The organism is Burkholderia sp. MSMB1835 (genome assembly GCF_001526365.1).
Classification (GTDB): Bacteria; Pseudomonadota; Gammaproteobacteria; order Burkholderiales; family Burkholderiaceae; genus Burkholderia.
In genome coordinates this window covers 48,169-73,805 of the sequence record NZ_LOYP01000048.1, presented here as the reverse complement: position 1 = coordinate 73,805, position 25,637 = coordinate 48,169, and the positions used below count along the sequence as shown (strand labels likewise).

The window sequence follows — 25,637 nt, the reverse complement described above, 5'->3', positions numbered from 1 at the left end:
GCGCCCGGATGAATCGCGGGGCGAGTGCATCCGTTCCGCGTGTGCCGCCGCTCAGCGTTCTTCCGGATCCGTTGCGGCCGCATCGAATCCCGAAACGGAAGCGGCGGCCCGCCTGCGGATCTCGGAATCGAGAATCAACCGCCCGCGCAGCTTCCCTTTCATCCGCTTCACATGCTTCGGCGCCTCGGTCATGTGCTCGACCATCAGCGCGCGGACGCGCTCGGTGTCGCGCTCGCGCGCGGCCTGCAGGATCGCCTTGTGGATCGACACGTTCGCTTCGCCGAAACGCTTGTGCTCGACGAGCGGCGTATCGTTCCGGAACTCGATCAACTGCCGGATCATCTCGTTGATCAGTTCGCAACTGAAGCGCAGGAACGGATTCGGATTCGCGGCCGCGAGGATGTCGTGGAACGTCGTGTCCTCCTGCCGCTGACGCAGCATGTGACCGCGATCGTGCACGCCCGACGCGCCGTCGCAGCACGCGATGTTCGCTTCCAGCGCCGCGAAGTCGCGCTCGGTCAGGTGCGGCACTGCGCCGGCGGCCAGCTCGGGTTCGAGCAGCTTGCGCACCGTATAGATGTCGTCGATCGTCACGTCCTTGAAGAACAGATAGTTCTGCAGAAGCTGAAGCGTGCGGTCGAGCGGCACCTCGACGACCATCCCGCCGCCCGACGGCCCCGTCGTGACCTTGATGAGCCCCTGCACCTCGAGCGACTTCAGCGCTTCCCGGATCGTGCTCTTGCTCACCGCATACAACTGCTGCAGCTCGGCTTCGCGCGGCAGGCGGTCGCCCGGCTTCAGGTCCTTCTCGGTGATCAGCCGCTTGATCTCCTCGGCGACGAGGTCGGCCCGCTTCGGCTGCTTGATTTCGACCGCGAGGCCCGCCCTGGCTCGGTCCATGACCATCTTCACGACTCCTTTGTCTGACCGCGCGCCGCGTCATCGTCGACGATCGGCCCCGCGCGGGTACGGAATTTTGCCTGATTGACACCAATTTTGATCAACTCTAGCATCAGGTTGATCCTATTTATCATGATAAATAGGATCAACCGGCGGCGCGCATCCGGCAGGGGCGTGGGCACGGTTTGGCAGTCGGTCGTATCGCGTGTGTCCCCCATCATGAGGAGCGTCAACTTGAATCGCCGAGAACTGTTGAAACTGGCCGCGCTGTCGGCCGTGCCGGGCGCGCTCGGCAGCATGTCGTCCCGTGTCGCGTTCGCGCAGGGCTCGCCCATCCAGCTCGCCTGCCCGGTGCCGATGTCCGGCCCGTTCGCCGCCAATGGCAAGTACGCCGATCTCGGCATGCAGTTGGCCGTCAAGCAATACGGCAAGGTGCTCGGCGCGCCGCTCGCCTATACGGCGCTCGACACCGAGGGCAAGCCCGCGACCGCCGTGCGGCGCGTGCAGGAGATCGCGCAACAGAAGGGCGTGCGTTTCTTCGCGGGCGGCATCCTGTCGTCCGAATCGCTGGCGATGGGCAAGGAAGTCCAGAAGGCGGGCGGCGTGTTCATCACGACGGCCGGCGCGGACGAGATCACCGGCAAGGATTGCAACGCGGCGACCTTCCGCTGGTCGGTGCCGACCTTCGGCGCGATCGAGCAGACGGTCCGCCCGTTGATCCAGATGCTGCCGAAGGCGAAGCGCTGGTACACGATCACGCCGCAATACGTGTTCGGCGACGGCCTGCTGTCGGCCGCGAAGGCGATCTTCAAGGAGAAGGGCATCGAGCATGTGGGCAACAGCTACCACTCGCTCGCCGAGAAGGAGTTCAGCGGCTACCTGACGAATGCGGCCGCTGCGCAGCCGGACGTGCTGCTGATCCTGAACTTCGGCTCGCAATCGTCCGACACGTTGCGCCAGGCCGTCAGCTTCGGGATGAAGCGCAACTGCACGATCCTGCTCGCGTGGGCATCGGGCCTCGAGCAGTTCGAGGCGCTCGGTCCGGACATCTGCGACGGCGTGTATTTCGGCGCGCAGTACTGGCACGGCATCGATTCGCCGCTGAACCGCGATCTGGTGAAACGCGCGAACGCCGCGTTCAACGCGAACCCGAACTACAGCCTCGCGGGTTCGTACATCTGCTCGAAGATCCTGATCGACGCGATGGTGAAGGCCGGCAGCGCCGATCCGAAGAAAGTCGTCGCCGCGATGGAAGGGTTGAAGTACGACGGCCTGACGGGGCCCGAGGAAATCCGCAAGGGCGACCACCAGGTGCTGAAGAATTACTACCTGCTGAAAGGCAAGCCGAAGGGCCGGATGAAGAACGCGGACGACTACGCCGACATCGTCAGCTCGGGCCAGTCGTTCCTGCCGCTCGACAAGACGGGCTGCAAGCTCGCGTGACGCCGTGCATGCGTTCGCGGCGCATCGCGCGCCGCGGGCGTCCGTTACCTCCTTTCCGACACGGAAGCCATGAACGTCTATCTGCTGCAGATCGTCAACGGCATCGGCGTGGGCATGCTGTATTTCCTGCTCGCCGTCGGCCTGTCGATCGTGTTCGGCCTGCTGCGCTTCGTGAATTTCGCTCACGGCGCGTTCTATCTGCTCGGTGCGTATCTCTGCTACCAGGCGCTGCAATGGTCGGCGAATTTCTGGGTCGCGCTCGCGGTCGTGCCGCTCGTGGTCGGCGCGTTCGCGTGGGGCGTCGAAAAGCTCGTGCTGCGCCACGTGTACGCGCAGCAGCATGAATTCCACATCCTCGCGACGGTGGGGCTCGCGCTCGTGCTGCAGGAGTGCGCGATCCTCGCGTGGGGGCCGCTCGGCGACAACGTGCCGCCGCCCGACGCGCTGAACGGCGTCGTGATCTGGGGCGGCTTCGTCTACCCGAAATACCGGCTGTTCGTGATCGGGTTCACGGCCGTGCTCGCCGCGCTGCTGTGGTGGGTGCTCGAAGGCACGCGGCTCGGCAGCACGGTGCGCGCGGGCAGCGAGTCGACGGAGATGGTGTCGCTGCTCGGCATCAACGTGACGCGCGTGTTCAGCCTCGTGTTCGCGCTCGGCGCGGCGACCGCGGCGCTGGCCGGCGTGCTCGCCGCACCGATCCGCGGCGTCGATCCGTTCATGGGCATCGAGGCGCTCGGCGTCGCGTTCGTCGTGGTCGTCGTCGGCGGGATGGGGAATTTTCTCGGCGCGCTCGTCGGCGGGCTGCTGGTCGGCATCGTGCAGAGCCTGATGAGCACGCTGTGGCCGGAAGGCGCGCGGCTGATGATCTATGTCGCGATGGCGGCCGTGCTGCTGCTGCGTCCGAACGGTTTGCTGGGGAGGGCCGCATGATCGAATCGTCGAAACCGCTGCCGCCGGGCGCGGCGGCGTCGCAACGCCCGCAACCGTGGCGCGGCGTGCTGCAGCGGCCGGAAGGCTGGCTCGCGGTGGTGGCCGCGTGCGTGTTGCCGCTCGTGTTGAGTTCGGGCTCGCTCGCGACCGAAGTACTGGTGTTCGCGCTCGCCGCGCTCGGCTGCAACCTGCTGCTCGGCTACACGGGGCTGCTGTCGTTCGGGCAGGGCATCTTCTTCGGGCTCGGCAGTTACGCGGCGGGGCTGGTGCTGACGCGCGGCGTCGCGTCCGTGACGGCCGCGCTGGTCGCGGCCGCGGTGCTCGGCGCGATCGCGGCCGCGCTCGTCGGCTGGTTCTCGATCCGGCAGCGCGGCACGTATTTCGTGATGCTGACGCTCGCGTTCGGGCAACTGTTCTATTTCCTCGCGTATACGACGCCGGATGTGACGGGCGGCGACAACGGGCTGCTCGACATCCCGCGCCCCGCGCTGTCCGCGTTCGGCCATCCGCTCGTCTCGCTCGATTCGCCGTGGCGTTACTACGGCTTCGTCGCGGTGCTGTTCGTCGCGGTGTTCTGGCTGCTGCTGCGCGTGTCGCGCTCGGTGTTCGGCCGCACGCTGCTGGCGATTCGCGACAACGAGGCGCGCGCGGCGGCGGCCGGCTACGACGTGAAACGCTTCAAGCTCGCGGCGTTCGTGATCTCGGGCGCGGTCACGGGCCTGGCGGGGGCGCTGCACGCGCTGATGACGGGCATCGCGCCGCTGTCGAACATCGACTATCACACGAGCGAGATGATCCTCGTGATGACGGTGATCGGCGGCACGGGCAACCTGTTCGCGTCGGTGCTCGGCGCGGCGTTCTACGTACTGTTCGCGGACTGGCTATCGACGCTGTGGCCTCGGTGGCTGCTGCTGCTCGGCCTCGTGCTGATCGCGGTCAGCCTGTTCATGCAGCGCGGGTTGTGGGGGCTGGGCGAACGCATCGTGGCGTCGCTGCGGCGTAGCGATCGCACGGCGGCCACGGACAAGGAGCGGCAATGAGCGAAGCGATTCTCGAAGCGCGCGGCATCGTCAAGCGCTACGGCAAGTTCACGGCGCTGGGCGGCGTCGATCTGCGCATCATGCCGCGCACCGTGCATTCGGTGATCGGCCCGAACGGCGCGGGCAAGACGACGTTGTTCCATACGCTGACCGGCACGCTGCCGATCACGTCGGGCTCGATCCTGTTCGACGGTCACGACGTGTCGCACGAACCCGATCACAAGCGCGTGCGGCGCGGCATCGCCCGCTCGTTCCAGGTGACGAGCCTGTTTCCGAACCTGAGCGTGCGCGAGAACCTGCGCGTCGCCGCGCAGGGCGTCGAATCGCGCCGGGCGCTCAATCCGTGGGCGCCGCCGCGCGGCGCGCTCGCGCACGACGGCATCATCGACGACGTACTCGAGCGGCTCGGCCTGCAGCGCTTCGCCGACACGGCGTCCGGTGTGCTGTCGCATGGCCAGCAGCGCCGATTGGAGGTCGGGATGGCGCTGGCGGCACGACCGCGCGCGATCTTTCTCGACGAGCCGACGTCGGGCATGGGCATCGACGATCTCGACGACATGAAGACGCTGATCCGCGGCCTGCGCGACGACTACACGGTCGTGCTGATCGAACACAACATGGGCATCGTGATGGACATCTCGGACACGATCACGGTGATGCAGCAAGGGCGCGTGCTGGTCGAAGGCCAACCCGACGCGATTCGCGGCGACGCGCGCGTGCGCAGCGCCTATCTCGGCAACATGATCACGGGAGGCCGCGCATGATGCTCGACGTGAAGGAGGTGCACGCCTGCTACGGCAAGAGCCATGTGCTGCAGGGCATTTCGCTGAACGTGAGCGAAGGGGAGACGGTGACGCTGCTCGGCCGCAACGGCGCGGGCAAGTCGACGACGCTCAAGACGATCGCGGGCGTCGTCGCGCCGACCGGCGGCACGGTGACGTTCGCGGGCCGGCCGGTGTCCGGGCAGCCGGCGCACCGGATCGCCGCGCGCGGCCTGTGCTTCGTGCCCGAGCATCGGGGGATTTTCCGGCTGCTGTCGGTCGAGGAAAACCTGCGGCTCGGCGCGCGTCGCGATTCGCCGTGGCAGCTCGACGACATCTACCGGATCTTTCCGCGCCTGAAGGAGCGTCGCCGCAACGGCGGCGCTCAGTTGTCGGGTGGCGAGCAGCAGATGCTCGCGATCGGCCGCGCGCTGATGAATCATCCGCGGCTGCTGATGCTCGACGAGCCGGTCGAGGGGCTCGCCCCGGTGATCGTCGAGGAAATCGTCGCGCAGTTGAAGCAGATCAAGGCGGCCGGCGTCGCGATCCTGCTCGTCGAACAGAACCTCGAAGTGTGCACGCAGCTCGCGGACCGCCACTTCGTGATCGAACAGGGCGTGATCGTCTACGAAGGCAGCAACGCGGCATTCGCGGCCGATCACGACGTGAAGGACCGCTATCTGGGCGTCGGTGTCGCATGAGCGCCCGGCCCTTTCAATGCGAGGAATGGCAACGATGCAAGTACAGGATGTGACTCCGGGCGTCGCGGCGTCCGGCTTGCGCGTCGATGGCGCGCGGCTGTGGGACAGCCTGATGCGCCTCGCGCGCATCGGTGCGACCGACAAGGGCGGTGTGTGCCGTCTCGCGCTCACGGACCTCGATCGCCAGGCACGCGACTTGTTCGTCGCCTGGGCCAAGGAAATCGGTTGCACCGTGCGCGTCGATGCGATCGGCAATATCTTTGCGCGGCGTGCGGGCGAACGGGACGACCTGCCGCCCGTGGCGACGGGCAGCCATATCGACACGCAGCCGACCGGCGGCAAGTTCGACGGCAACTACGGCGTGCTGGCCGGCCTCGAGGTGCTGCGTACGCTCGATGACGCCGGGGTGCGCACGCGCGCGCCGCTCGAGGTGGCCGTCTGGACCAACGAAGAAGGGTCGCGCTTCGTTCCGGTGATGATGGGGTCCGGCGTGTTCGCGGGCGCGTTCACGCTCGAGCATGCGCTCGCGCAACGCGATCGCGATGGCGTGCCGGTGCGCGATGCGCTGGCCGCGATCGGCTATGCGGGCGGGGCGGACGACGGGCACGGCGCGCATCCGGTCGGCGCGTATTTCGAAGCGCATATCGAGCAGGGGCCGGTATTGGAGGCGCACGACACGACGATCGGCGTGGTCGAGGGCGCGCTCGGGCAGCGCTGGTACGACGTGACCGTACACGGCATGGAGGCGCATGCGGGCCCCACGCCGATGGAACTGCGCCGCGATGCGCTGCTGGTCGCGGCCGATCTCGTGCGTGCGGTGAACGGCATCGCGCGTGCGCATCCGCCGCACGGACGCGGCACGGTCGGCTGGATCGACGTGCACCCGAATTCGCGCAACGTGATTCCCGGCCGCGTGACGTTGACCGTCGACCTGCGCGCGGCCGACGACGCGACGCTGGCGGCGATGGATGCGCAACTGCGTGCGGCATGCGCCGACCTGGGCGCGGCGGCCGGGATGCGGATCGACATCGAGCCGGTCGTGTATTTTCCGCCGCAGCCGTTCGATCCGGCGCTGGTCGGGCAGGTCCGCGCCGGGGCGCACGCACTCGGGCTGTCGTCGATGAACGTGATCAGCGGCGCGGGGCACGATGCGGTGTATCTCGCGCGCGTGGCGCCGACCGCGATGATCTTCGTGCCGTGCAAGGACGGCATCAGCCACAACGAGATCGAAGACGCCGATCCGGTGCATCTGGAAGCCGGCTGCAACGTGCTGCTGCATGCGATGCTGGGCGCGGCCGGGATCGCGGAGGGCCATGCGCGATGAAGATCCTGATCGCCCGGATGAACCACGAGACCAACACGTTCTCGCCGGTGCCGACGCCGCTTGCCGCGTTCGGCCGCAACGGCCCCGACTGGGGCGACGACGCGTATCGCGCGAATCGCGGGATGCGCACCGCGATGGCCGCGTTCATCGACGCGGCCGAGCGCGAAGGCGCCGATATCGTGACGCCCGTGTCGGCGGCCGCGAACCCGAGCGGGCCGGTCGCGGCCGATGCGTATGCGGCGATCTGCGATGCGATCGTCGCCGCCGCGCCCGGCTGCGATGCGGTGATGCTCGACCTGCACGGCGCGATGGTCGCCGAGCAGAGCGTGGACGGCGAGGGCGACCTGCTCGCGCGCGTGCGCGCGGCGCTGCCCGGTGCGCCGATCGCAGTCGCGCTCGATCTGCACGCGAACGTCACGCAGAAGATGATCGATCACGCGGACGTGATCGTCAGTTTCAAGACGTATCCGCACGTCGACATGTACGAGACCGGCGAGCATGCGGCGCGGCTGCTGCTCGACCGGCTTCACGGCCGCGCGCGGCCCGTGCTCGCGTGGCGGCAGCCGCCGCTGATGACGTCGACGCTGCGCAGCGCGAGCGCCGAAGGCGCGATGCGGCGCGCGGTGGAGGCCGCGTGCGCGGCCGAGGCGGACGGAATGCTGGCGGTATCGATCCTGCCCGGCTTCTCGCTCGCGGATATTCCCGCGCCGTGCATCAGCGTGGTCGTGGTGGCCGACGGCGACCGCGCTGCCGCCGACGCCGCGGCCGAACGCATTGCGCGGCAGATCTGGGACGCGCGCGACGAATTCGTCTATCGCAGCGCGCCGCTCGCCGAATCGGTCGCGCAGGCCGCCGCGCTCGCCTGCGGCGCGGATCGCCCGGTGCTGATGCTCGATCACGGCGACAACTGCATGTCGGGGGGGCCGTGCGACACGATGGACCTGCTCGAAGCCGCGCTCGCGCACGGGCTCGACGGGATCGTCAGCGGGCCGTTGTGCGATCCCGAAGCCGTCGCGGCGCTGATCGACGCGGGCGTCGGCGCCACCGTCACGGTGCCGGTCGGCAACCGGCTGCCGTCGCACGGCGGCGTGCGGCGCGAACCGTTCCGCGCGACGGGCATCGTGCGCGCGATCACCGACGGCGAATACGTGATCACGGGGCCGACGTATACCGGGCAGCGTGCGTACATGGGCCGCGCGGCGGTGCTCGACATCGGCACGGCCACGCTCGTCGTCACCGAGCGCACGCAGGAGCCGTGGGATCTCGGCGTGTTCGAGAGCGTCGGCGTCGATCCGCGCCGGGCGCGCTTCCTGCTACTGAAGTCGCGGATGTATTGCCGGCCGGTGTTCGTGCCGATTTCGTCCGCGCTGGTCGAATGCGACAGTCGCGGCGTGACGGGCTCGGACTTCGGACTGTTCCGCTACGAGCGGCTCGCGCGACCGGTGTATCCGCTCGACGACATCGAGCGGTGGGAGCCGGACGCACGATCGACGGGCTGACGGAAACCGGGCGCAAGACGCCTGGCGCGCGCGCTTTCGGGCATCATGCGATGGCGCCGGCCCGTCGGGCAGCAGGGTCGGGCAATCCATTGCGTCCGCAACCGATCCGGAGAACCGACCGCCATGCATTCGAATCCCTTCCGCCCGCGCAGCGCGCGCCTGCTCGCCGCGCTGGCCCTCGCCACGACGGCCGTTGCCGTACACGCCGCCGACTGGATCGTGTCCGGCAACGACGGCAAGTACCAGCGCGTCGAGGGGCGCGACACCTATCTGCCGTCCCCGCCCGCGGATACGCTGACGCTGCTCGACGCGAGCACCTTCCCGCCGAAGGTCGCGCTGCAGGTCGACGTCGAGAACGGCATCCAGGGGCCGCCGCAGGCCGTCGCGATCACGCCCGACGCGAAGCTCGCGCTCGTCGGGGCGCCGACGCGCTATGACACGGCCGCGAAGCAGCTCGTGTTCGACACGTTCCTGCAGGTCGTGAATCTCGACACCGCGCCGCCCGCGATTACGCGCGTCGAGCTCGGCACGCATCCGCAAGGGATCGCGATCGACCGCTCGGGCCGGCTCGCGCTCGTCGCCAACGTCGATGGCAGCGTGTCGATCCTGCGCATCGACGGCACGCACGTGACGCTCGACGGCACCCTGAAAATCGGCAAGAAGCGGTTGGCCGGGATCAGCTTCACGCACGACGGCAAACATGCGCTCGTGTCGCTGCGCGACGAGCAGGGCATCGCGGTGCTGAACGTCGACGACGGCAAGGTAACCGACAGCGGCACGCGCCTGAGCACGGGCGTTGCGCCGTACACGATCGACGTGTCGAGCGACAACCGCTGGGCCGTCGTCAGCAACGTCGGGCTCGCCGGGCTGCCGGGTTACGCCGGCACGCTCGCGGGCGACGCCGATTCGGTCGCGTTGATCGACGTATCGCGCGTGCCGTTTCGCACGGTCCAGTATTTGACGGTGCCGTCGCTGCCGGAAGGCGTCGCGATTTCGCCGAACGGCAAGTGGATCGCCGTGCAGGCGATGGACGGCTCGAATCTCACGGCCGACAACCCGGGTCGCCACAAGCTCGGCAAGGTGCTGCTGTTCGAAATCCGCGACGGGCAGGCGGTGAAGGTGAGCGAAGCGCCGGGCGGCGAAGCCGCGCAGGGCATCGTGTTTACCGCCGACAGCCGGCACGTGATCGTGCAGTTCAACGTCGAACGGCAGCTTGCGCTGTATGCAGTCGAGGGCGGCAAGCTGCGCGATACGGGCAAGCGGATCGCGCTGACGGGCGGGCCGTCTTCGTTGAGGACGTTGCCGCGCTGACGCGCGTGGCGGGCTCCGTTCGGGGCTTGTCGATCAGCCATGAGATGGCGGAAAACATCATCGAGCGGCTCGGCGAAGCGTTGTCGATCGCGCAAGCCGGCGCCCGCGTACGAGATGCTGTGGAAAGAAGCGCCCGGTACGGCCGTACTGGGTTGCAAGGCCGCGCGGTTACGGACGCAGCAGATCGAACCCGCCGAATACCACGACACCGCTGAGCACGATCATCGCGACGGAGTGCTGGCCGAAGTAGAGAATCGCGGCGGCGAGCCACGTCGTGATGCAGAAGGCGCCGATGCGGGCCATCGTGTGTTCCTCGAATGCGGGATGAAGTGAATGTGTGCCGCACGGCGTTCGCCGCTCGAGCAGTGAGCGGGGCACGCATGCAGCCGAACGGAAAAGGCGACCCGGGAAGCCGCGATGCCGGTGTCGGCACGCGTTGCATGCCGGCCCGGAGTCGCAGCCGGCGGCATCGGCGATCGGGCCTGGAAGAGAGCTCCGACATGCGCATCCCGGCCGGCGAAGCGGCGATTTTACCAGCGCCATCGTGCCGCCAATCTGGCCCTTTCGCGATCAATGGCGGTCATCGTCCGGCAATCCACCCGACCCCCGATATTCAAGTTTCGTGTGACGAATGCCGTAAACAATTGAAAGGCGATTCTCGCCCCTGTCATTTTCGTTTACCGACACGACACACGGATCGACACGATGCAGATCGATTTCTCCACGACCCCGCAATCCCCGCTCGCGGACAGCGGCGTGACCGCGAACCCGCCCGCCGCGACGTCGTCCACCGGCGGCGCAACGGATACCGCGAACGCCACGGGTTCGACCGGCACCACCGGCCCCACCGGCGCGAAGGATTCGACGGGCGCCGCCGGCGCCACGCCCGGCGCGGCGGGCGCATCGTCGGAAGACCCGGCGGTCGCCCAGTTGAAGGCGCTGATCGAGCGGCTGCAGAAGCAGCTCGCGACATTGGAGCGGCAGATGGCCGCCGCGGCCCAGCGCGCCAAGGACGACCCGGCCGCGGCCGTCGAACAGCAGTCGCTGAGTGCGGAAGCCAGCGCGATTTCAGCCGCGCTGGCGACGGCGATCTCGCAACTTGCCGCGGCGCTCGAAAAATCCGGCGGCTCGCCGTCGGGCGGGCTGGTGTCGACGCAGGCCTGAGCGGCGACGGCGGCGTCGGCCGCACGCATTACAATCGCAAGCGCGTCTCCCTCTCGAGGACGACTGAACGATGAATGCGGAATTCGACGACGACGAACTCCTTCGCTTCGACGCGCACGGCGGCACGCCGCTGCCGGCGGCCGATGCCGAAGGATGGCTCGACCACGACGGTGCGCGCATTTGGCACGCGTCGTTCGGCCAGGGGCCGGCGGTCGTGCTGCTGCACGGCGGCCTCGGCCATGGCGGCAACTGGGGCAACCAGGTACCGGCGCTGCTCGCGGCCGGCTACCGCGCGATCGTGATCGACAGCCGCGGCCACGGCCGCAGCACGCGCGACGACCGACCCTATTCGTACGAACGCATGGCATCGGACGTGCTGGCCGTGCTCGACGCGCTGCAGGTCGACCGTGCACGCTTCGTCGGCTGGAGCGACGGCGCATGCATCGCGCTCGTGCTGGCCGCCCGCGCGCCGGAACGCGCGGCCGGCGTGTTCTTCTTCGCGTGCAACATGGATCCGGGCGGCACGAAGGACATGGTGCCGAGCCCGCTGATCGACCGTTGTTTCGCGCGACATCGCAAGGACTATGCGCAACTGTCCGCGACGCCGGACCAGTTCGACGCGTTCGTGGCCGCCGTCAGCGAAATGATGCGCACGCAACCGAATTACAGCGCGCAGGATCTCGCGGCGATCGCCGTGCCGGTTGCGATCGTGCAGGGCGAGCACGACGAATTCATCCGGCCCGAGCATGCGGCGTACCTCGCGCGAACGATCCCCGGCGCGACGCTGACGATCCTGCCCGGCGTGAGCCATTTCGCGCCGCTGCAGCGGCCCGCGCGATTCAACGCGGCGATGCTGGCGTTTCTCGACCGGCTGCCGGGGTGATGTGCGCACGGGCCGCCGACGCGCAGGCGTGCGTCGGCCGCGTTCTCGCATGTCGAGCGCCATCGCGCTGGTGACGCGTTGCAGTTGTCGGGCGAGCCGCGTGCCGGCGCGCGAGCGCAGGAATTCGGCGAGCACGCGTTCGCGGACGATCGGCCGCATGTGCCCGGAATCGATGCCGTCAAACCCGGCCGGTTTTCCTGAAAAAAACAGGCATGCGGCGCCGACGGAGTCGCGGCCCCGTCCGGCATGTCGCGCACTTCATAAGTTTTTCTTTCGGCTCGCGCAACATATCGTCGATTGTTGGCGGCCGGGCGGTAGCGGATAGTCCTGCTTCGACAGGCCGGCCGCCGCCCGCTCCGCGCGGCGCGGCCAGATCTGTTGTCCATGCAACCATCTGGAATCGAAAGGAACCGCACTCATGCGATTCAATGCGACACGCTTCGCCGCGACCCTGTTCGTCGCCGCCTGCGCGACCGCCGCGGCCGGTCGTGCGGCCGCCGTCACGCAGGACGACCTCCACGACACCGTCACCCGTCATATCGCGCCGCTGATGAAGCAGTATGCGATCCCCGGCATGGCGGTCGGCATCGTCGCCGACGGCAAGCCCTACGTGTTCGACTACGGCGTGATGTCGAAGCAAACCGGCAAGCCGGTGACCGGCGACACGCTGTTCGAAATCGGCTCGGTCAGCAAGACGTTGACCGCGACGCTCGCCGCCGACGCGCAGGAGGGCGGCGAACTGTCGCTCGCGGACCCCGCGGCCAAATATCTGCCCGAGCTGCAGGGCAAGCCGTTCGGCGTCGTGACGCTGCTTCAGCTCGGCACGCACACGCCCGGCGGGACGCCGCTGCAGGTACCGGACGGCATCCGCGACGACGCGGGCCTGATCCGCTATCTCGGCGCGTGGCGGCCCGACTATGCGCCCGGCACGCACCGCAAGTATTCGAACGTCGCGATCGGCATGCTCGGCTGGCTCACCGCGAAGGCGATGCACCGGGATTTCGCGACGCTGATGGAGCAGCGGCTCTTTCCCGCGCTCGGGATGACGCACACCTACATCGACGTGCCCGACGCACGCATGGCCGACTATGCGCAGGGCTACACGAAGGACGGCAAGCCGACCCGGATGACGCAAGGCATGCTGTGGCAGCAGGCGTACGGCGTGCGGACCACGGCGGCCGACCTGCTGCGCTTCGTGCAGGCGAACATGGGGATGATCCAGACGGCGCCGCGCCTGCAGCGCGCGATCGAACGCACGCACACCGGCTATTTCCGCGCGGGCCCGCTGACGCAGGATTTGATCTGGGAACAGTATCCGTACCCGGTCGCGCTGCCCACGCTGCTCGCGGGCAATGCGCCGAAGATGCTGTTCGATGCGGTGCCGGCCAGCGCGATCCAGCCGCCGCTCGCGCCGAACCCCGCGACCTGGATCAACAAGACGGGTTCGACCGGCGGCTTCAGCACGTATGTCGCGTTCGTTCCCGCGAAGCGGATCGCGATCGTGATCCTCGCGAACGGCAACGTGCCGATCGAGGACCGCGTGAAGGTCGCGTACCGGATCCTCGGATCGCTCGGCGACGGGCGGTAACGTCGCCGCGCGCGCCCGTCGGGAAATGCTTATGATGGCGGGCAATCCGGTGCGCGGCGAGCGACGCACCGGGCGACGGAGGAGAACCGATTGACCATCGCATGGGACGGAATCACGGGCGCCGACGTGCTCGACGACGCGCAACTGGCGAGCAGGCACGCATTGGCCGATGCGGCGCGCGACGGCGCATGGGCGACACTGATCGAGCGTGTCGCGCAACAGCCCGCGCTCGTCAACGCGACGCGGCCGGGCGGCACGTCGCTATACGCGCCGCTGCATCAGGCCGCGTATGGCGGCGCGCCGCGGGAAGTCGTCGCGGAATTGCTGCGGCTCGGCGCGTGGCGCATGCTGCGCGATGCGCGAGGCGAGCGCGCGGTCGACATTGCCGCGTCGCGCGGGCATCGGCATCTGGTCGCGCTGCTGACGCCGCAGCCGCGGCGCGTCGTGCCCGACGGCACGTTGTGCGCCATCCAGCGTCATTTCCACGACATGATCGGTGGCCGCATCGCGCACCTGCGGGTCGACGCACTGCGTTTTCCCGAACTCGAACCGCTGCTCGAATTCGACGCGCAAGCCGGGCGCATGTGGTTCGCGGTGCCCGGCATGTATGGCGGATTCCGTTACGCGCTGCGTACGGACGGCGATGCCGCGGTGCTCGTGTCCGAGAGCTGGAGCCGCGTGGTCGGCGGCTCGGGCCAGCGGCACGAGATCACGGCCCACGGCTGCACGCTGGTCGAAGAAGGCTTCGTCTGATCCGGCCGATCGTCTCGCCGGGCGCAAGACCGCACCACGTCGAAGTCGCCGAGCCCGTCGCGCATCCTGCCGCGCGCGTCGCGCGGCTCGCGCAAAGCGCGATGTGCTGCATCGTGCCGCGCGGGCAGCGGCGCGCACACAAGTGCGTCGCGCGGCCGGCCGACCTGCGCGACGCATCGTTCGTCTCGTTTCCGCCGGGTTTCGACGCGCGCAGCGCGATCGAGCGCGTGGTCGATCAAGCGATAGCCGTGCCGTCCGCTTCGACGGCCGCCGGCGCCGCCGCCGCGGCGGCGCCCGCCAGCCGCCGGTAACGCGCGAGCGCCCACAGCGGGAAGTACGCGGTATAGCCGTGATACTTCAGGTAGAAGATGCGCGGAAAGCCCGGCGCATTGTGCGAACGGTGCCACCAGAAGCCGTCTTCCTGCTGCACCGATTGCAGATACGCGATGCCGCGTTTCACCGAATCGGATTCGCAGTCGCCGAACGCCATTTGCGCGAGCAGTGCCCACGCGGTGCAGTTCGACGTGCTCTCGCCGCCGTTCGTGCCGGCCAGCTTCGGGTCGATGTAGCTGTCGTTCGTCTCGCCCCAGCCGCCGTCCGCATGCTGCCGCGCGCGCAGCCAGTCGAGCGCGCGTGCGATATAGGGTTGCGACTTGTCCTCGCCGGCGAGCGCGAGGCCGGCCAGCACGCTCCACGTGCCGTACAGGTAGTTCGTGCCCCAGCGGCCCCACCAGCTGCCGTCGGGCTGCTGCGTGCGCTTCACGTAGTCGATGCAGCGCGCGAGCGACGCGCGGTCTTCCGCGCGCTTCGTCACGCCGAAGCACAGCAGCACGCGGCCCGATACGTCCTCGGTCGGCGGATCGAGCAGCGCGCCGTGATCGGCGAACGGGATCGCGTTCAGGTACATGCGGTCGCAGTCCGCATCGAACGCCGCGAAGCCGCCGTTGCGCGATTGCAGCCCGCGCATCCAGTCGAGTGCGCGTGCGACGCGCGACGCATACGGGTGCGTGCCGTCCGCATGGCGGTGCGTACGGCCGCGCCGATCGAGCATCGCGGTGACGACCGCGCTGTCGTCGATGTCCGGGTAATACGGGTTCGCGTACTGGAACGCCCATCCGCCCGGCTCGACGTCGGCCGGGACGTTCTCGACCCAGTCGCCGCGCAGGTCGTTCACCTGCCGCTCGGCCAGCCAGTCGTACGCGCGGGCGATGCGTGCATCGAGTTCGCGCAGCGCGCCGGCCGACTCGCCGGTTTCCGGCGCCGCGACACCGCGCGCCTGCTCGAGCGCCATCGTACTCCACGCGGTATCCCACACCGGCGACAGGCACGGTTGGCAATACACGCTGCCGTCCGGCCGCGTGACCAGCAGCTTCTCCAGCGCGTTTTCGCAGTCGCGCCGCAGCGGATGGTCGTCCGGGTAGCCGAGCACCTGCATCATCTGATAGCTGTACACGATCGGCGGGAAAATGCCGCCGAGGCCGTCCTCGCCGTTCATCCGTTCCGCACACCACGCTTGCGCATGCCGGATCGCGCGCTGCCGCAGGCGCTTCGGTATCAGCGGCTCGATATGGCGGACCGTGCGGTCGAGTGCGAGGAACAGCCGGCGCATGCCGCGCGCGGGCGGGAAGTACCGGCGCTCTTCGTCCGGCGGCGTGACGAACAGTTCGCGAATCGAGACGTTGCGCGGATTGCGCGCCCGCGCCTTCAGCGAGCACAGCACCAGCAGCGGCACCATCGTCGTGCGCGCCCAGTACGCGACCTTGTACATCGAGATCGGCACCCACTTCGGGAACAGCACGAATTCGACCGGCATGAACGGCGCCGCGCGCCACGGCACTTGCCCGAACGTCGCGAGCAGGATGCGCGTGAACACGTTCGAGCGTGCCGCGCCGCCGAGCTTCAGGATCGCGTCGCGCGCGCGGATCATGTGCGGCGCGTGTTCGCTGTCGCCGGCCGCCTTCAGCGCGAAATACGCCTTTACGCTGCACGACACGTCCGGCGCGCCGTCGACGTACAGCGCCCATGCGCCGTGCGTGTCGAGCCGCTGGTTCGCGCGCAGGTAGCGCGCCATCTTCTCCTGGCGCACGTCGTCGATCCGGTCCATGAAATGCATCATCAGGATGTATTCCGCGGTGATCGTCGCGTCGGATTCGAGTTCGAAACACCAGCTGCCGTCGGGCTGCTGAAGGCGCACGAGTGCGTCGCGTCCACGGGCGATGGCAGTGTCGAGCGCGGACCAGGGGGAGGGGGCCGATTTGTTCATGCGGCGGATCATACCATCCAGCCGGAATGTTTATACCGAGACGCGCGGTGCTACCATCCGCACCATGAAAAAACGCTTCGAACCCGCGCCGCGCGACGTGTCCGCGCCCGTCGAACCGGCTGAAACGCCCGCTGCGCCGGCGCTTGAAGGATCATCGGCGCCGGCGGCAGCCGCGGCCGTGACCGGCGTGCGGCGAAAAAAAGCGCCGGATCAGGTGCGCGCGCAATTGCTGGCGGCCGCGTCGGAGATCGCGACGCATCACGGCGTGGCTGCGTTGACGCTCGATGCAGTGGCCGAGCGTGCCGGCGTGACGAAAGGCGCGCTGCAATATCACTTCGCGAACAAGCAGGGGCTGCTGGACGCGCTGTTCGGGCAGGCGACCGAGCGGTTCGGCGCGCAACTGGCCGCGCGGCTGGCGGCGGATTCCGACGGCGACGGCGCGGCGGCGCGCGCGTATCTGCATGCGGTGCTCGATGCGGCCCATCCGGCCGCGAGTACCGACGTGCTGCGCGTGCTGGTCGCGTCGATGATCACCGAGACGGACACGCGCGCGCGATGGTCGGTGCCGATGCGCGAATGGACGCGGCCCGACCCGGTGCCGCTCGAGCAGGCCGCGACGCTGATGATCTGCCGGCTCGCGGCCGACGGGTTGTGGATTTCGGAATTGCTCGACAGCGTCGACGTATCGGCCGAATTGCGCGCCGAGATCGTTCGGCAACTCGATGCGATGAGCCGGGGCGTGTTTCCGAAGTGATGCGCGACGCGGGAGCGATGTCGTCACGGGCGGGACGCTGTCGATACACCGGCGTCACGGCTCATGCCGATCGTATGGTGCGTCGATACCCGGCCCTGAGCGCGTCGACCACGAGTTCCACGGCTCGCGACGATTTGTGCCGGCTCGGATAATAGACGTGGTGCCCGACGAACGTTGGAAACCAGTCCTCCAGCACCCAGCCGAGCCGTCCGGCTTCGACGTGATGCGCGACCAGGTCCTTCGGCACATAGGCGAGCCCGAAGCCGGCAAGCGCCGCGTCGACCATCTGATAGACGTTGTTGAACGTCAACTGCCCTTCGACGCGGACCTGCAAGTCGCGGCGCCCCTTGCTCAACTCCCACGACAGCAGCGCGTTTCTGGTCGGCAGCCGAAGATTGATGCAGTTGTGCCGGGTCAGGTCCTGGGGCGTCTTCGCCGTGGGGCGGGACGCAAGGTAATCGGGAGAACCGATGATCGACATTGTCATGTCCGGCCCGATACGCTGCGCGATCATGTCCTTGGCAATCTGGTCGCCGAGCCGCACGCCGATGTCGTAGCGGCCGGCGACGAGGTCGGTTAGGCCATAGTCGTTCACCAGCTCGACCTTGAGCGCCGGATATCGACGCAGCAGCGGTTGCAGCCGCGGCCACACGTACTCGTTCGCCGCATAGTCGGTCGCGGTGATCCGGACGTTGCCGGCCGGCTGGTCCGTCATCGCGCGCAGCGATTCCAGTTCCGCCTCGATTTCCTGAAAGCGCGGGGCGATCGATGCCAGCAACCGCTCGCCGGCCTCGGTCGGCGACACGCTGCGCGTCGTGCGCGTCAGCAACGGAATGCCCATGCGCGCTTCCAGCGCGCGCACCGTTCGGCTCAACGCCGATTGAGACACGCCGAGCTGCGCGGCCGCACGGGTGAAATTGCGCTCGCGCGCGACGGCCATGAACGCCACCAGATCGTTGAAGTCTTCCATTGATTCATGCGCCACGGCATAGGTTCATGCCGATTTTGCCATCTAGTCGCATGAATCGCGAGTCATTAAAGTGGGATGGCCGACTGCTGGAGCGATCCATGCGGCACCCTTTTCGATAGAGGAAGACATCATGGAACTGAAGCGCGCGGGCTCGCAGCCCTCGATCAAAGGCCCCGACGAATGGTTCACCGGCACGGTCCGCATCGACCCGCTGAACGCACCGCCGCCGCCGGCGCGCGTATCGTGCGCCAGCGTGACGTTCGAGCCGGGCGCACGCACCGCGTGGCACACCCATCCGCTCGGCCAGACGCTGCTGGTGACCGCCGGCTGCGGCTGGACGCAATGCGACGGCGAGCCGCGCGTCGAGATCCGGGCGGGCGACGTGATCTGGTGTCCGCCCGGCCACAAGCACTGGCACGGCGCGACGTCGACCACCGCGATGACGCATATCGCGATTCAGGAAGCGCTCGATGGCAAGAACGTCAACTGGCTGGACAAGGTGACGGACGAGCAATACCTCGGCAGCGGCGAACCGCAATGAACGCGCCCGCTGCCGCTGCGTTGACCTTGATGCCGACCTGCGTGTCGTTCGCCGCGTCGGCCGACGACACGGCCCGCGCGGGCATCGCGGTTGCGCACAGCGGCACGCGATCCTCGAACACGTCACCGATGCGCGGTACGGCGCACGGTGACGATCGCACGCGTCGCCCGTTGCGGCTCGTCGCCGCGACTGGACTGGCCCTGCTCGCCGCCGCGTGCACTCCCATGCAAAGGACCGACACCATGCAGGAACCCTTGTCTTCCCCCGATTTGAAAGCGGTCGCCCCGGCCTTCGAGCGATACACGACGCACACCGTGTTCGACGGCTTGTGGAAGCGGCCGCACCTGTCGCCGCGCGATCGCAGCATCGTGACGCTGTCGGTGCTGATCGCCCGCGACCAGACCGTCGAGATGCCGCTGCATGTCCGCCTCGCGCTGGATCACGGCGTGAAGCCCGCGGAAATATCGGAAACGATCGCGCACCTGGCCTTTTACGCGGGATGGGCCAACGCGAGCGCCGCGTCGATCGTCGTCAAGCACGTCTATGACGAACGCGGCATCGGCCCCGATCAGCTCGCACCGGCGGACGTCACGCCGCTGCCGCTGAACGAGGCGGCCGAAGCGCAGCGCGCACGGACGGTCGCGGAAAACTTCGGCGCCGTCGCGCCGGGCGTGGTCGAGTACACGACCGACGCGCTGTTTCGCGACTTGTGGCTTCGCCCGGGGCTCGCGCCGCGCGACCGCAGCCTGGTGACGGTGAGTGCGCTCGTCGCCAACGGCCAGGTGGCGCAGATCCCGTATCACCTGAACCGTGCGATGGACAACGGGCTCACGCAGGCCGAAGCATCCGAGACGTTGACTCAACTGGCGTTCTACGCGGGATGGCCGAACGTCTTTTCGGCGATGCCCGTGTTCAAGGACGTATTTTCGCGGCGCGAGGCGTGACGCGCGCGCAACCTGAAGAGAGGAACATCATGACCGACAACATCGATGTCAGTCTATCGTCCGGACGTTGAGGCGCGTTCCGCAACGCTGTACAAGAAACCGGGCTACCGGATGTGAGCGTGCATCGCAGGCACGGCGCGCTTGACACGGGCGGTTTCGCCACCGCCCGTGCCGAACCGCCGATGAAGTGCCGCCGGTCCTATTGCGCCGTGGTGCGCGTGAACGGCCCGGGAATCCTGCCCGCTTCCTGACGCGCGATCATCCAGCCGGGATAGCAGGGCGGCAACGCGCTCACGGCATCGAGGCGCGCCAGTTCCTCGTCGGTCAGGACGACGTCGACCGCGCCAAGATTGTCGTCGAGCTGGTCGATCCGCTTGGCGCCGATGATGACGCTGGTGACGGCCGGCCTGGCAAGCAACCACGCGAGCGCGATCCGCGCGACCGAGACGCCGTGTGCGCCGGCGATCGCGCGCATCTCCGCCACGCACGGCCAGGCCCGCTCCGGATCGACCGGCGGAAAATCGAAATGACCGCGCCGTGAACCGGCTTCGGTCGACGCGCCGGGACCGAACTTGCCCGACAGCAATCCGCCGGCGAGCGGCGACCAGACGAGCAGCCCCATTCGCTCGTCGACGGCGAGCGGAACCAGTTCGCGCTCCACGTCGCGCCCGGCGATCGAGTAGTAGGCCTGGAGCGTCTCGAAGCGCGTGGCGTGAAGCGCGGCACTCAGGCCGAGCGCCTTGCCGATCTTGCCCGCGCGCCAGTTCGACACGCCGACGTAACGGATCAGCCCCTGCCGCGTGAGATCGTCGAGCGAGCGCAGCGTCTCCTCGATCGGCGTGACGGGGTCGCTCGCGTGAATCTGGTACAGGTCGATATGGTCGACCTGGAGCCGTTCCAGGCTTCTTTGCACCGAATCCATGATGTGACCGCGCGACGCGCCCTGGTCGTTGGGGCCCGCGCCCATCACGCCGGCCGTCTTCGTCGCCAGCACGATCTCGTGGCGCGGGACGCCGAGCTCGCGCAGCGCTTGCCCGACCACGCGTTCGGACTGCCCGAACGAGTAAATATCGGCGGTGTCGATGAAGTTGATGCCGGCGTCGAGCGCACGGGCGATCAGACGGTTCGCGTCGTCCTGGCCGACCGCGCCGATCGCCGCCCACATGCCGGCATCCGCGTTGCCGCCCATCGTCATCGTGCCGAGGCACAGCTCGGAGACGTACAGGCCGGTGCGGCCCAATTGCTTGTATTTCATTGTTGCGCCCTTCGGAATCGGCCGGACACAATACGAGGCGTCGGCCGGTGGCGCCCCGTACGAACGTCGGAATGTCAGTTGGAGCGTGATGTGCCGGCCCGCAACTGCCCGGCAATCGCCGCGACGCGTGCGCCATAGCGGCGCGCCGTTTCGAGGTCGCCCGGCGACATCTCTTCCGGCGACGCATCGGCCGGTGTCTGCGCCATCGGCGCGATGTAGGCGCCCATGCGGTTCAGGTCGTCGCGCGTCGACGCTTTGAGATTGGCCGGCTTGATGTCCATGCTGACCCAGATGCCGCCGTGCTGTCCGGCCAGCAGGAAGAAGTATTCGAGCGTATTGAGCTTGTCGCCGTTGAGGCTTGCGCTATTGGTGAAGCCGCCGAAGATCTTGTTCCGCCATCCGCTTTCGAACCAGACCTTCGACGACGCATCCGCGAACTTCTTGAACTGCCAGCTCGGGCCGCCCATGTAGGTCGGCGAGCCGAACAGGATCGCGTCGGCGTCGGCCAGTGTGGTCCACGCGTCGTCGGCGAGGTTGCCGTCGGCGTCGATCGCGACGAGCGCGGCGCCGGCGCCGTCCGCGACGGCGGCGGCCATCCGTTGCGTATGGCCGTAGCCGGAGTGGTAGACGACGACCGTTTTTGTCGGCGGGGCGAGTTGATCCATGATGGTTTCCTTTCGTTCGGGTTGTCGTTCAGACGACGTGGGAAGCCACTCTACCGAGCCGCAATCGGGTTATAAACGACGACAGATTGAACGCTCCGTTACTTTCCGGATGAACAATGCAGAACCTTGACGCGCTTTTGATTTTTGCCCGTGTCGCCGAAATGGCGAGCTTCACGCGTGCCGCCGAAAGCCTCGGCATTCAGAAAGGGCGGGTATCCACGGTCATCCGTGCGCTCGAACGGGACATGGGTGTCGCACTCCTGCATCGGACCACGAGGCGCGTGCAGCTCACCGAGGACGGCCGCGCGTTCTATGCGCGTGCGACCGACCTGCTCGCCGAAGTGCAGGAATTGCAGTCGATGTTCTCGGGGCGCGGCGCGTCGCTGCGCGGCAGGTTGCGCGTGGACATGCCCACGGAACTCGCGCGCAGCGTCGTGGTGCCGGCGCTGCCGCAACTGATGGCCGCGCATCCGGATCTGGAGCTGGAGCTGTCCAGCACCGACCGGCGTGTCGATCTCGTTCGGGAAGGGTTCGATTGCGTGATCCGGCTGGGCCCGATCGCCGACGAGACGCTGATTGCGCGGCCGCTCGGCAGGCTGCGCATGACGAATGCGGCGAGCCCCGCCTATCTCGCGCGGCATGGCGTGCCGCATACGCTCGCCGATCTGCACAGCCAGGGGCACAGGATGATCCACTACACGCTGACGCTCGGCGCGCGGCATCCCGGATGGGAATACCCGGATGGCGACGGCTATGCGTGGTTGCCGTTGCCGAGCGCGATGCAGGTGAACAGCGTGCAGACCTATCATGCGGCGGGGCTGGCGGGCATCGGGCTGATCCAGGCCGGCTATTCGGCGCTCGCGCATCACCTCGAAAGCGGCGCGCTCGTGGAGGTGTTGCCGGACCTGCGTCCCGAGCCGCTTGCCGCGTCGCTCGTCGTCGCGCATCGGCGCAATCTGTCGCCGCGCGTGCGGGCTTTCATGGACTGGATCGGGGGCGTATTGAAGCCGTACCTCGATTAGTGGAACGGTTCGACGTGCCGGCGCATGCGGTTCCTACGTTGCGGTCCCTTTGCGTGACGCATACTTGCCGGAATCCACGACCGCAGCATCAGCGCGCCGCGTCCCGCGCGTCGTCCAGCAGCCACTGCGCAAACGCCCGCACCGGCGCCGCGCTCAATTCGATCGGCTCGGGCAGCACGAGGCAAAAGTTTTTCGTAATCGCCTTGCCGTCCGGCCAGGGCGCGACCAGCCGCCCTTGTTCGAGCTCCGTCCCGATGTAAAGGCGCGGCACCAGTGCGACGCCGAGACCGGCCAGCGCGGCCTCGATCAGCATCGAATGAAGATCGTATCGCGGGCCGACCGCCGGATTGGTCAGCTCGATGCCGGTTTCCTGCGCATAGCGCTGCCACGCGTCCGGATTCTGCCGCCGGTGCAGGCGAGGCAGCGCATCCAGCGACGGCCTCGCGCCAACACCTTCGATGAGCGCCGGACTGCACACGGGCACCAGCACCTCTTCCAGCAGCGGATGCAGATGCATGCCGGCCCACGCGGGATGTTCGAAATGAATGGCGGCGTCGAATCCGCTGCCGGCCAGCAGGAACGGTTCCATCCGTTCGGCGATGTGCACGGTGACGTTCGGATGGCGCGCCTGAAAGCGCTTCAACCGCGGGATCAGCCAGCGGGTCGCGAAGGTCGGGATCGCGGCGATGTCGATGCTCGCGCCTTCGACGGGCTGCCCCATCAGATACAGGCTGTCCCGTTCCAGCCGGTCCAGAATCTCGCGCACCTGCACCGCGTATCGCGCGCCGTTGGGCGCCAGCCGCACGCGGTTGCCGATGCGCTCGAACAGCGTCACGCCGAGGAACGCCTCCAGCCGGCCGATCTGACGGCTGACGGCGCCTTCGGTGCGCGCCAGCTCGTCGGCGGCGCGGGCGAAGCTGCCGTGTCGGGCCGCCGCGTCGAAGGCCAGGAGCGCGGAATTGCTGGGGATCTTGCGTCGCATCGTGGGCTCGTCGGTCGGAGTGTGTTCGACGGTCAGCTTGATCAAATGTCACTGAAGGCTGACTTTAAGTCGATATCTGTGGGGAAAACAGCAGATTAGCATTACGTCACTGCACTGAATATCCGGTATTCGAGATGCAGGATGCTCACTCGTCACGAAGGACGAACCGATGATCTATACCGTCGAATGCAGCTTCGCCGACGCTGCCAGCGAAGCCGAATGGAACGATTTCTACAGCGACGACAAGCTGCCGGCCCTCATCTCGGTCGCCGGCTTTCACACGTCGCAGCGCTTCAGGGCGATCAGCGGCGGCTGCCCCGTTTATCTGGCCGTTCACACGATCGACGGTCTCGACGTGCTGACCGGCGATGAATATCGACGCAAAGGCGGCGGCAATTTCGCGCGGTGGCAGCAGCACATCACCGACTGGCACCGCAATCTCTACGGCGATATCGGTCGCGCGCCGTCGGTCGAAGCCGACGAGCTGCTCGCGCTGAGCGCCAGCGGCCCCGGCCCGCTGATCGAACTGGGCCTGAAGCCGCTGACCATGGCGGCCGTTGCGCTGGAGCGGTTTCCGGCGCACCGCTGGCTTGCGGTCCTCCCCCGGAGCGCCGCCCCGCTCGTCGACGACGTACCGGCCGGCCTCGACCTGTACGCACCGATGACGGCGCAACTGACGAAGAAGAGCACCGATGCCTAACGTGACTTTCCATATCGATGCGGAACGCATGCCGCCCGACGCGCGCCTCGCCGAACTTTCCGGCGACTGCATCGAACTCTGTACGCGTGTCCTTCAGGCAGAAGTCAGGAACGTCCACGTCATTTACGTGGCGGTTCGGCACGGATGCGGGCATCCCGTTTTCGCGGAAATCCGGTATCGCGTGGAATCGTTCCGTCCGCCCGCGGTCATGGACACGTTCATGGAAGCACTGGATCGCGCCGTCGTTCGCCGCACGGGGTTGACGGCGCGCATCCGCTGTTTCGGTCATGCCGTGCCGAACCTTCACGCGCGAAACTAGCCGCTCCGGAGCAGCATGATGTCCAACGTTACGTTTCCCTGTCAGCGTGTCGGGGATTTCACGATTACCGCGATCAGCGACGGCTACCTCACGGCCAGCCTCGATTTCCTGTCGAATATCGACGTGGCCGACGCTGCCGGCATGCAGCACGCGGCCGGGCAGCAGGCGCCGTCCGCCGTGCATATCAACTGCTACGTCGTGCGCGGCGCGGGCCGCACGATTCTCGTCGATGCAGGGGCCGGCGGCATCAGGCAATGGGGCGGCCGTCTGCAGGACAACTTACGGTTGGCCGGAATCGATCCCGGCGCGATCGACACCGTCCTGCTCACGCACGCCCATCCCGATCATGTAGGCGGGCTGACGAATGCCGCCGGACACGTTGCGTTTCCGAATGCGGAGCTGCTCGCGCATCGACGCGAGGTCGCGTTCTGGCGCGACGACGGCAATCTGAGCCGCGCCAGCGAGCGCGCCCGCGGCAATTTCCGGATCGCGCGTCAGGCATTCGACGCTTACGGCGATGCGCTTCGGACCTTCGACGCAGGCGAGGTGCTGCCCGGAATCGCTGCCATCCCGCTCCCGGGGCATACCGACGGACATACCGGCTATGTGCTCGAATCCGGCGATCGGGGCGTGCTCGTGTGGGGCGACATCGTGCATTTCCCGCACATCCAGATCAAGCGGCCGGACGTCTCGATTGCGTTCGACCAGGATGCGTCGCAGGCGGCGACGACGCGTGCACGGCTGCTCGACCGGGCCAGCTCGGAAGGGCTGCTGATCGCCGGCATGCATCTGGGGGAACCCGGGTTCGCGCGAATCGGGCGAACCAACGACGAATACCGCCTCATTTACGAGACCGACGCGTGAAGCGATGCACGGAAACGTTCGCGATCGATACCGCGCGCCCGCTTTGCAGGCTGCCGTTCGA

At 67.8% G+C, this 25,637-nt stretch carries 27 protein-coding genes and 1 pseudogene; 20 read left to right on the top strand and 8 right to left on the bottom strand.

The window, feature by feature from the left end; genetic code table 11:
• Nucleotides 1-51: 51 nt before the first annotated feature.
• Both WS96_RS21470 and WS96_RS21465 read right to left on the bottom strand, forming a co-directional pair.
• Complete coding sequence (locus tag WS96_RS21470) at nucleotides 52-906, bottom strand: FadR/GntR family transcriptional regulator (protein ID WP_034208914.1); 855 nt, start codon at nucleotides 904-906, stop codon at nucleotides 52-54.
• 2 nt (nucleotides 907-908) lie between these two features.
• Nucleotides 909-1,133: a hypothetical protein gene (locus WS96_RS21465; RefSeq protein ID WP_059826847.1), complete on the bottom strand. Its 225-nt coding sequence runs from the start codon at nucleotides 1,131-1,133 to the stop codon at nucleotides 909-911.
• A gap of 1 nt (nucleotide 1,134) precedes the next feature.
• Between WS96_RS21465 and WS96_RS21460 the strand changes: the two genes are divergently transcribed.
• The 8 genes from WS96_RS21460 (at nucleotide 1,135) to WS96_RS21425 (ending at nucleotide 9,909) form a co-directional block, all read left to right on the top strand.
• Nucleotides 1,135-2,343 (top strand): ABC transporter substrate-binding protein, encoded by a 1,209-nt coding sequence (locus WS96_RS21460; protein ID WP_059835209.1) that lies wholly within the window; start codon nucleotides 1,135-1,137, stop codon nucleotides 2,341-2,343.
• A gap of 69 nt (nucleotides 2,344-2,412) precedes the next feature.
• Complete coding sequence (locus WS96_RS21455) at nucleotides 2,413-3,273, top strand: branched-chain amino acid ABC transporter permease (protein ID WP_059835207.1); 861 nt, start codon at nucleotides 2,413-2,415, stop codon at nucleotides 3,271-3,273.
• Nucleotides 3,270-4,313 carry a branched-chain amino acid ABC transporter permease gene (locus WS96_RS21450; protein ID WP_034208918.1) on the top strand — a complete coding sequence of 348 codons (1,044 nt, stop codon included), beginning with the start codon at nucleotides 3,270-3,272 and terminating at the stop codon, nucleotides 4,311-4,313. Before WS96_RS21455 ends, WS96_RS21450 begins: the two co-directional genes overlap by 4 nt.
• Nucleotides 4,310-5,077 (top strand): ABC transporter ATP-binding protein, encoded by a 768-nt coding sequence (locus WS96_RS21445; RefSeq protein ID WP_059835205.1) that lies wholly within the window; start codon nucleotides 4,310-4,312, stop codon nucleotides 5,075-5,077. The genes WS96_RS21450 and WS96_RS21445 overlap by 4 nt, the downstream gene beginning before the upstream one ends.
• Nucleotides 5,074-5,775, top strand: a complete 702-nt coding sequence (locus WS96_RS21440) for an ABC transporter ATP-binding protein (protein ID WP_059781892.1) — start codon at nucleotides 5,074-5,076, stop codon at nucleotides 5,773-5,775. The genes WS96_RS21445 and WS96_RS21440 overlap by 4 nt, the downstream gene beginning before the upstream one ends.
• Nucleotides 5,776-5,809: 34 nt before the next feature.
• Entirely contained in the window at nucleotides 5,810-7,099 is a 1,290-nt protein-coding gene (locus tag WS96_RS21435) for a Zn-dependent hydrolase (protein WP_059835331.1), read from the top strand.
• The gene (locus tag WS96_RS21430; protein WP_059835203.1) at nucleotides 7,096-8,598 is read left to right on the top strand and encodes a M81 family metallopeptidase; all 1,503 of its coding nucleotides are present in this window, start codon (nucleotides 7,096-7,098) and stop codon (nucleotides 8,596-8,598) included. The genes WS96_RS21435 and WS96_RS21430 overlap by 4 nt, the downstream gene beginning before the upstream one ends.
• 123 nt (nucleotides 8,599-8,721) lie before the next feature.
• Nucleotides 8,722-9,909 carry a YncE family protein gene (locus WS96_RS21425; protein WP_059835201.1) on the top strand — a complete coding sequence of 396 codons (1,188 nt, stop codon included), beginning with the start codon at nucleotides 8,722-8,724 and terminating at the stop codon, nucleotides 9,907-9,909.
• Nucleotides 9,910-10,077: 168 nt separating this feature from the next.
• Here WS96_RS21425 and WS96_RS34565 read toward each other — a convergent pair whose 3' ends face one another.
• Nucleotides 10,078-10,212, bottom strand: a complete 135-nt coding sequence (locus WS96_RS34565; protein ID WP_006767081.1) for a hypothetical protein — start codon at nucleotides 10,210-10,212, stop codon at nucleotides 10,078-10,080.
• A 402-nt stretch (nucleotides 10,213-10,614) separates the two neighbouring features.
• On the opposite strand from WS96_RS34565, the gene WS96_RS21420 reads away from it, so the two are divergent.
• The 5 genes and pseudogenes from WS96_RS21420 to WS96_RS34560 form a co-directional block, all read left to right on the top strand.
• Nucleotides 10,615-11,073 carry a hypothetical protein gene (locus WS96_RS21420; RefSeq protein WP_059835198.1) on the top strand — a complete coding sequence of 153 codons (459 nt, stop codon included), beginning with the start codon at nucleotides 10,615-10,617 and terminating at the stop codon, nucleotides 11,071-11,073.
• 70 nt (nucleotides 11,074-11,143) lie between these two features.
• A complete protein-coding gene (locus tag WS96_RS21415) occupies nucleotides 11,144-11,956 on the top strand; it encodes an alpha/beta fold hydrolase (RefSeq protein ID WP_059835196.1) in 813 nt (270 codons plus the stop codon).
• Nucleotides 11,957-12,374: 418 nt separating this feature from the next.
• A complete protein-coding gene (gene ampC / locus WS96_RS21410; protein ID WP_059835194.1) occupies nucleotides 12,375-13,544 on the top strand; it encodes a class C beta-lactamase in 1,170 nt (389 codons plus the stop codon).
• A gap of 90 nt (nucleotides 13,545-13,634) precedes the next feature.
• The gene (locus WS96_RS21405) at nucleotides 13,635-14,297 is read left to right on the top strand and encodes an ankyrin repeat domain-containing protein (RefSeq protein ID WP_059835192.1); all 663 of its coding nucleotides are present in this window, start codon (nucleotides 13,635-13,637) and stop codon (nucleotides 14,295-14,297) included.
• A 44-nt stretch (nucleotides 14,298-14,341) separates the two neighbouring features.
• Nucleotides 14,342-14,539 (top strand): annotated as a pseudogene (locus WS96_RS34560) (LysR family transcriptional regulator); the annotation flags it as partial.
• Here WS96_RS34560 and shc read toward each other — a convergent pair.
• On the bottom strand, nucleotides 14,533-16,572 hold the full coding sequence (gene shc, locus WS96_RS21400) for a squalene--hopene cyclase (RefSeq protein ID WP_059835190.1): 2,040 nt from the start codon (nucleotides 16,570-16,572) through the stop codon (nucleotides 14,533-14,535). The pseudogene WS96_RS34560 and the gene shc overlap by 7 nt on opposite strands.
• Nucleotides 16,573-16,624: 52 nt before the next feature.
• Here shc and WS96_RS21395 point away from each other — a divergent pair, with 52 nt between their 5' ends.
• Entirely contained in the window at nucleotides 16,625-17,314 is a 690-nt protein-coding gene (locus WS96_RS21395; RefSeq protein ID WP_059835188.1) for a TetR/AcrR family transcriptional regulator, read from the top strand.
• Between the two features lie 61 nt (nucleotides 17,315-17,375).
• Here WS96_RS21395 and WS96_RS21390 read toward each other — a convergent pair whose 3' ends face one another.
• Entirely contained in the window at nucleotides 17,376-18,284 is a 909-nt protein-coding gene (locus WS96_RS21390) for a LysR family transcriptional regulator (protein WP_059835186.1), read from the bottom strand.
• A 130-nt stretch (nucleotides 18,285-18,414) separates the two neighbouring features.
• Here WS96_RS21390 and WS96_RS21385 point away from each other — a divergent pair, with 130 nt between their 5' ends.
• Entirely contained in the window at nucleotides 18,415-18,825 is a 411-nt protein-coding gene (locus tag WS96_RS21385; RefSeq protein WP_059835185.1) for a (R)-mandelonitrile lyase, read from the top strand.
• A 242-nt stretch (nucleotides 18,826-19,067) separates the two neighbouring features.
• Nucleotides 19,068-19,769 carry a carboxymuconolactone decarboxylase family protein gene (locus WS96_RS21380; RefSeq protein ID WP_373557909.1) on the top strand — a complete coding sequence of 234 codons (702 nt, stop codon included), beginning with the start codon at nucleotides 19,068-19,070 and terminating at the stop codon, nucleotides 19,767-19,769.
• A 199-nt stretch (nucleotides 19,770-19,968) separates the two neighbouring features.
• On the opposite strand, the gene WS96_RS21375 is transcribed toward WS96_RS21380, so the two are convergent.
• A complete protein-coding gene (locus tag WS96_RS21375; RefSeq protein ID WP_059835183.1) occupies nucleotides 19,969-21,024 on the bottom strand; it encodes an aldo/keto reductase in 1,056 nt (351 codons plus the stop codon).
• A gap of 74 nt (nucleotides 21,025-21,098) precedes the next feature.
• Nucleotides 21,099-21,689 carry a flavodoxin family protein gene (locus WS96_RS21370; RefSeq protein WP_059835180.1) on the bottom strand — a complete coding sequence of 197 codons (591 nt, stop codon included), beginning with the start codon at nucleotides 21,687-21,689 and terminating at the stop codon, nucleotides 21,099-21,101.
• 116 nt (nucleotides 21,690-21,805) lie between these two features.
• Here WS96_RS21370 and WS96_RS21365 point away from each other — a divergent pair, with 116 nt between their 5' ends.
• Nucleotides 21,806-22,711 carry a LysR family transcriptional regulator gene (locus tag WS96_RS21365; protein ID WP_059835178.1) on the top strand — a complete coding sequence of 302 codons (906 nt, stop codon included), beginning with the start codon at nucleotides 21,806-21,808 and terminating at the stop codon, nucleotides 22,709-22,711.
• An 88-nt stretch (nucleotides 22,712-22,799) separates the two neighbouring features.
• On the opposite strand, the gene WS96_RS21360 is transcribed toward WS96_RS21365, so the two are convergent.
• The gene (locus tag WS96_RS21360) at nucleotides 22,800-23,693 is read right to left on the bottom strand and encodes a LysR substrate-binding domain-containing protein (RefSeq protein WP_059835327.1); all 894 of its coding nucleotides are present in this window, start codon (nucleotides 23,691-23,693) and stop codon (nucleotides 22,800-22,802) included.
• 169 nt (nucleotides 23,694-23,862) lie between these two features.
• On the opposite strand from WS96_RS21360, the gene WS96_RS21355 reads away from it, so the two are divergent.
• Genes WS96_RS21355 through WS96_RS21345 form a run of 3 tightly spaced genes read left to right on the top strand, consistent with a single transcriptional unit; the run spans nucleotide 23,863 to nucleotide 25,576 of the window.
• On the top strand, nucleotides 23,863-24,393 hold the full coding sequence (locus WS96_RS21355) for a hypothetical protein (RefSeq protein WP_059835177.1): 531 nt from the start codon (nucleotides 23,863-23,865) through the stop codon (nucleotides 24,391-24,393).
• Nucleotides 24,386-24,712, top strand: a complete 327-nt coding sequence (locus WS96_RS21350) for a hypothetical protein (RefSeq protein WP_059835176.1) — start codon at nucleotides 24,386-24,388, stop codon at nucleotides 24,710-24,712. Before WS96_RS21355 ends, WS96_RS21350 begins: the two co-directional genes overlap by 8 nt.
• An 18-nt stretch (nucleotides 24,713-24,730) precedes the next feature.
• Nucleotides 24,731-25,576 (top strand): MBL fold metallo-hydrolase, encoded by an 846-nt coding sequence (locus tag WS96_RS21345; protein WP_059835325.1) that lies wholly within the window; start codon nucleotides 24,731-24,733, stop codon nucleotides 25,574-25,576.
• The last annotated feature ends 61 nt before the right edge of the window (nucleotides 25,577-25,637 follow it).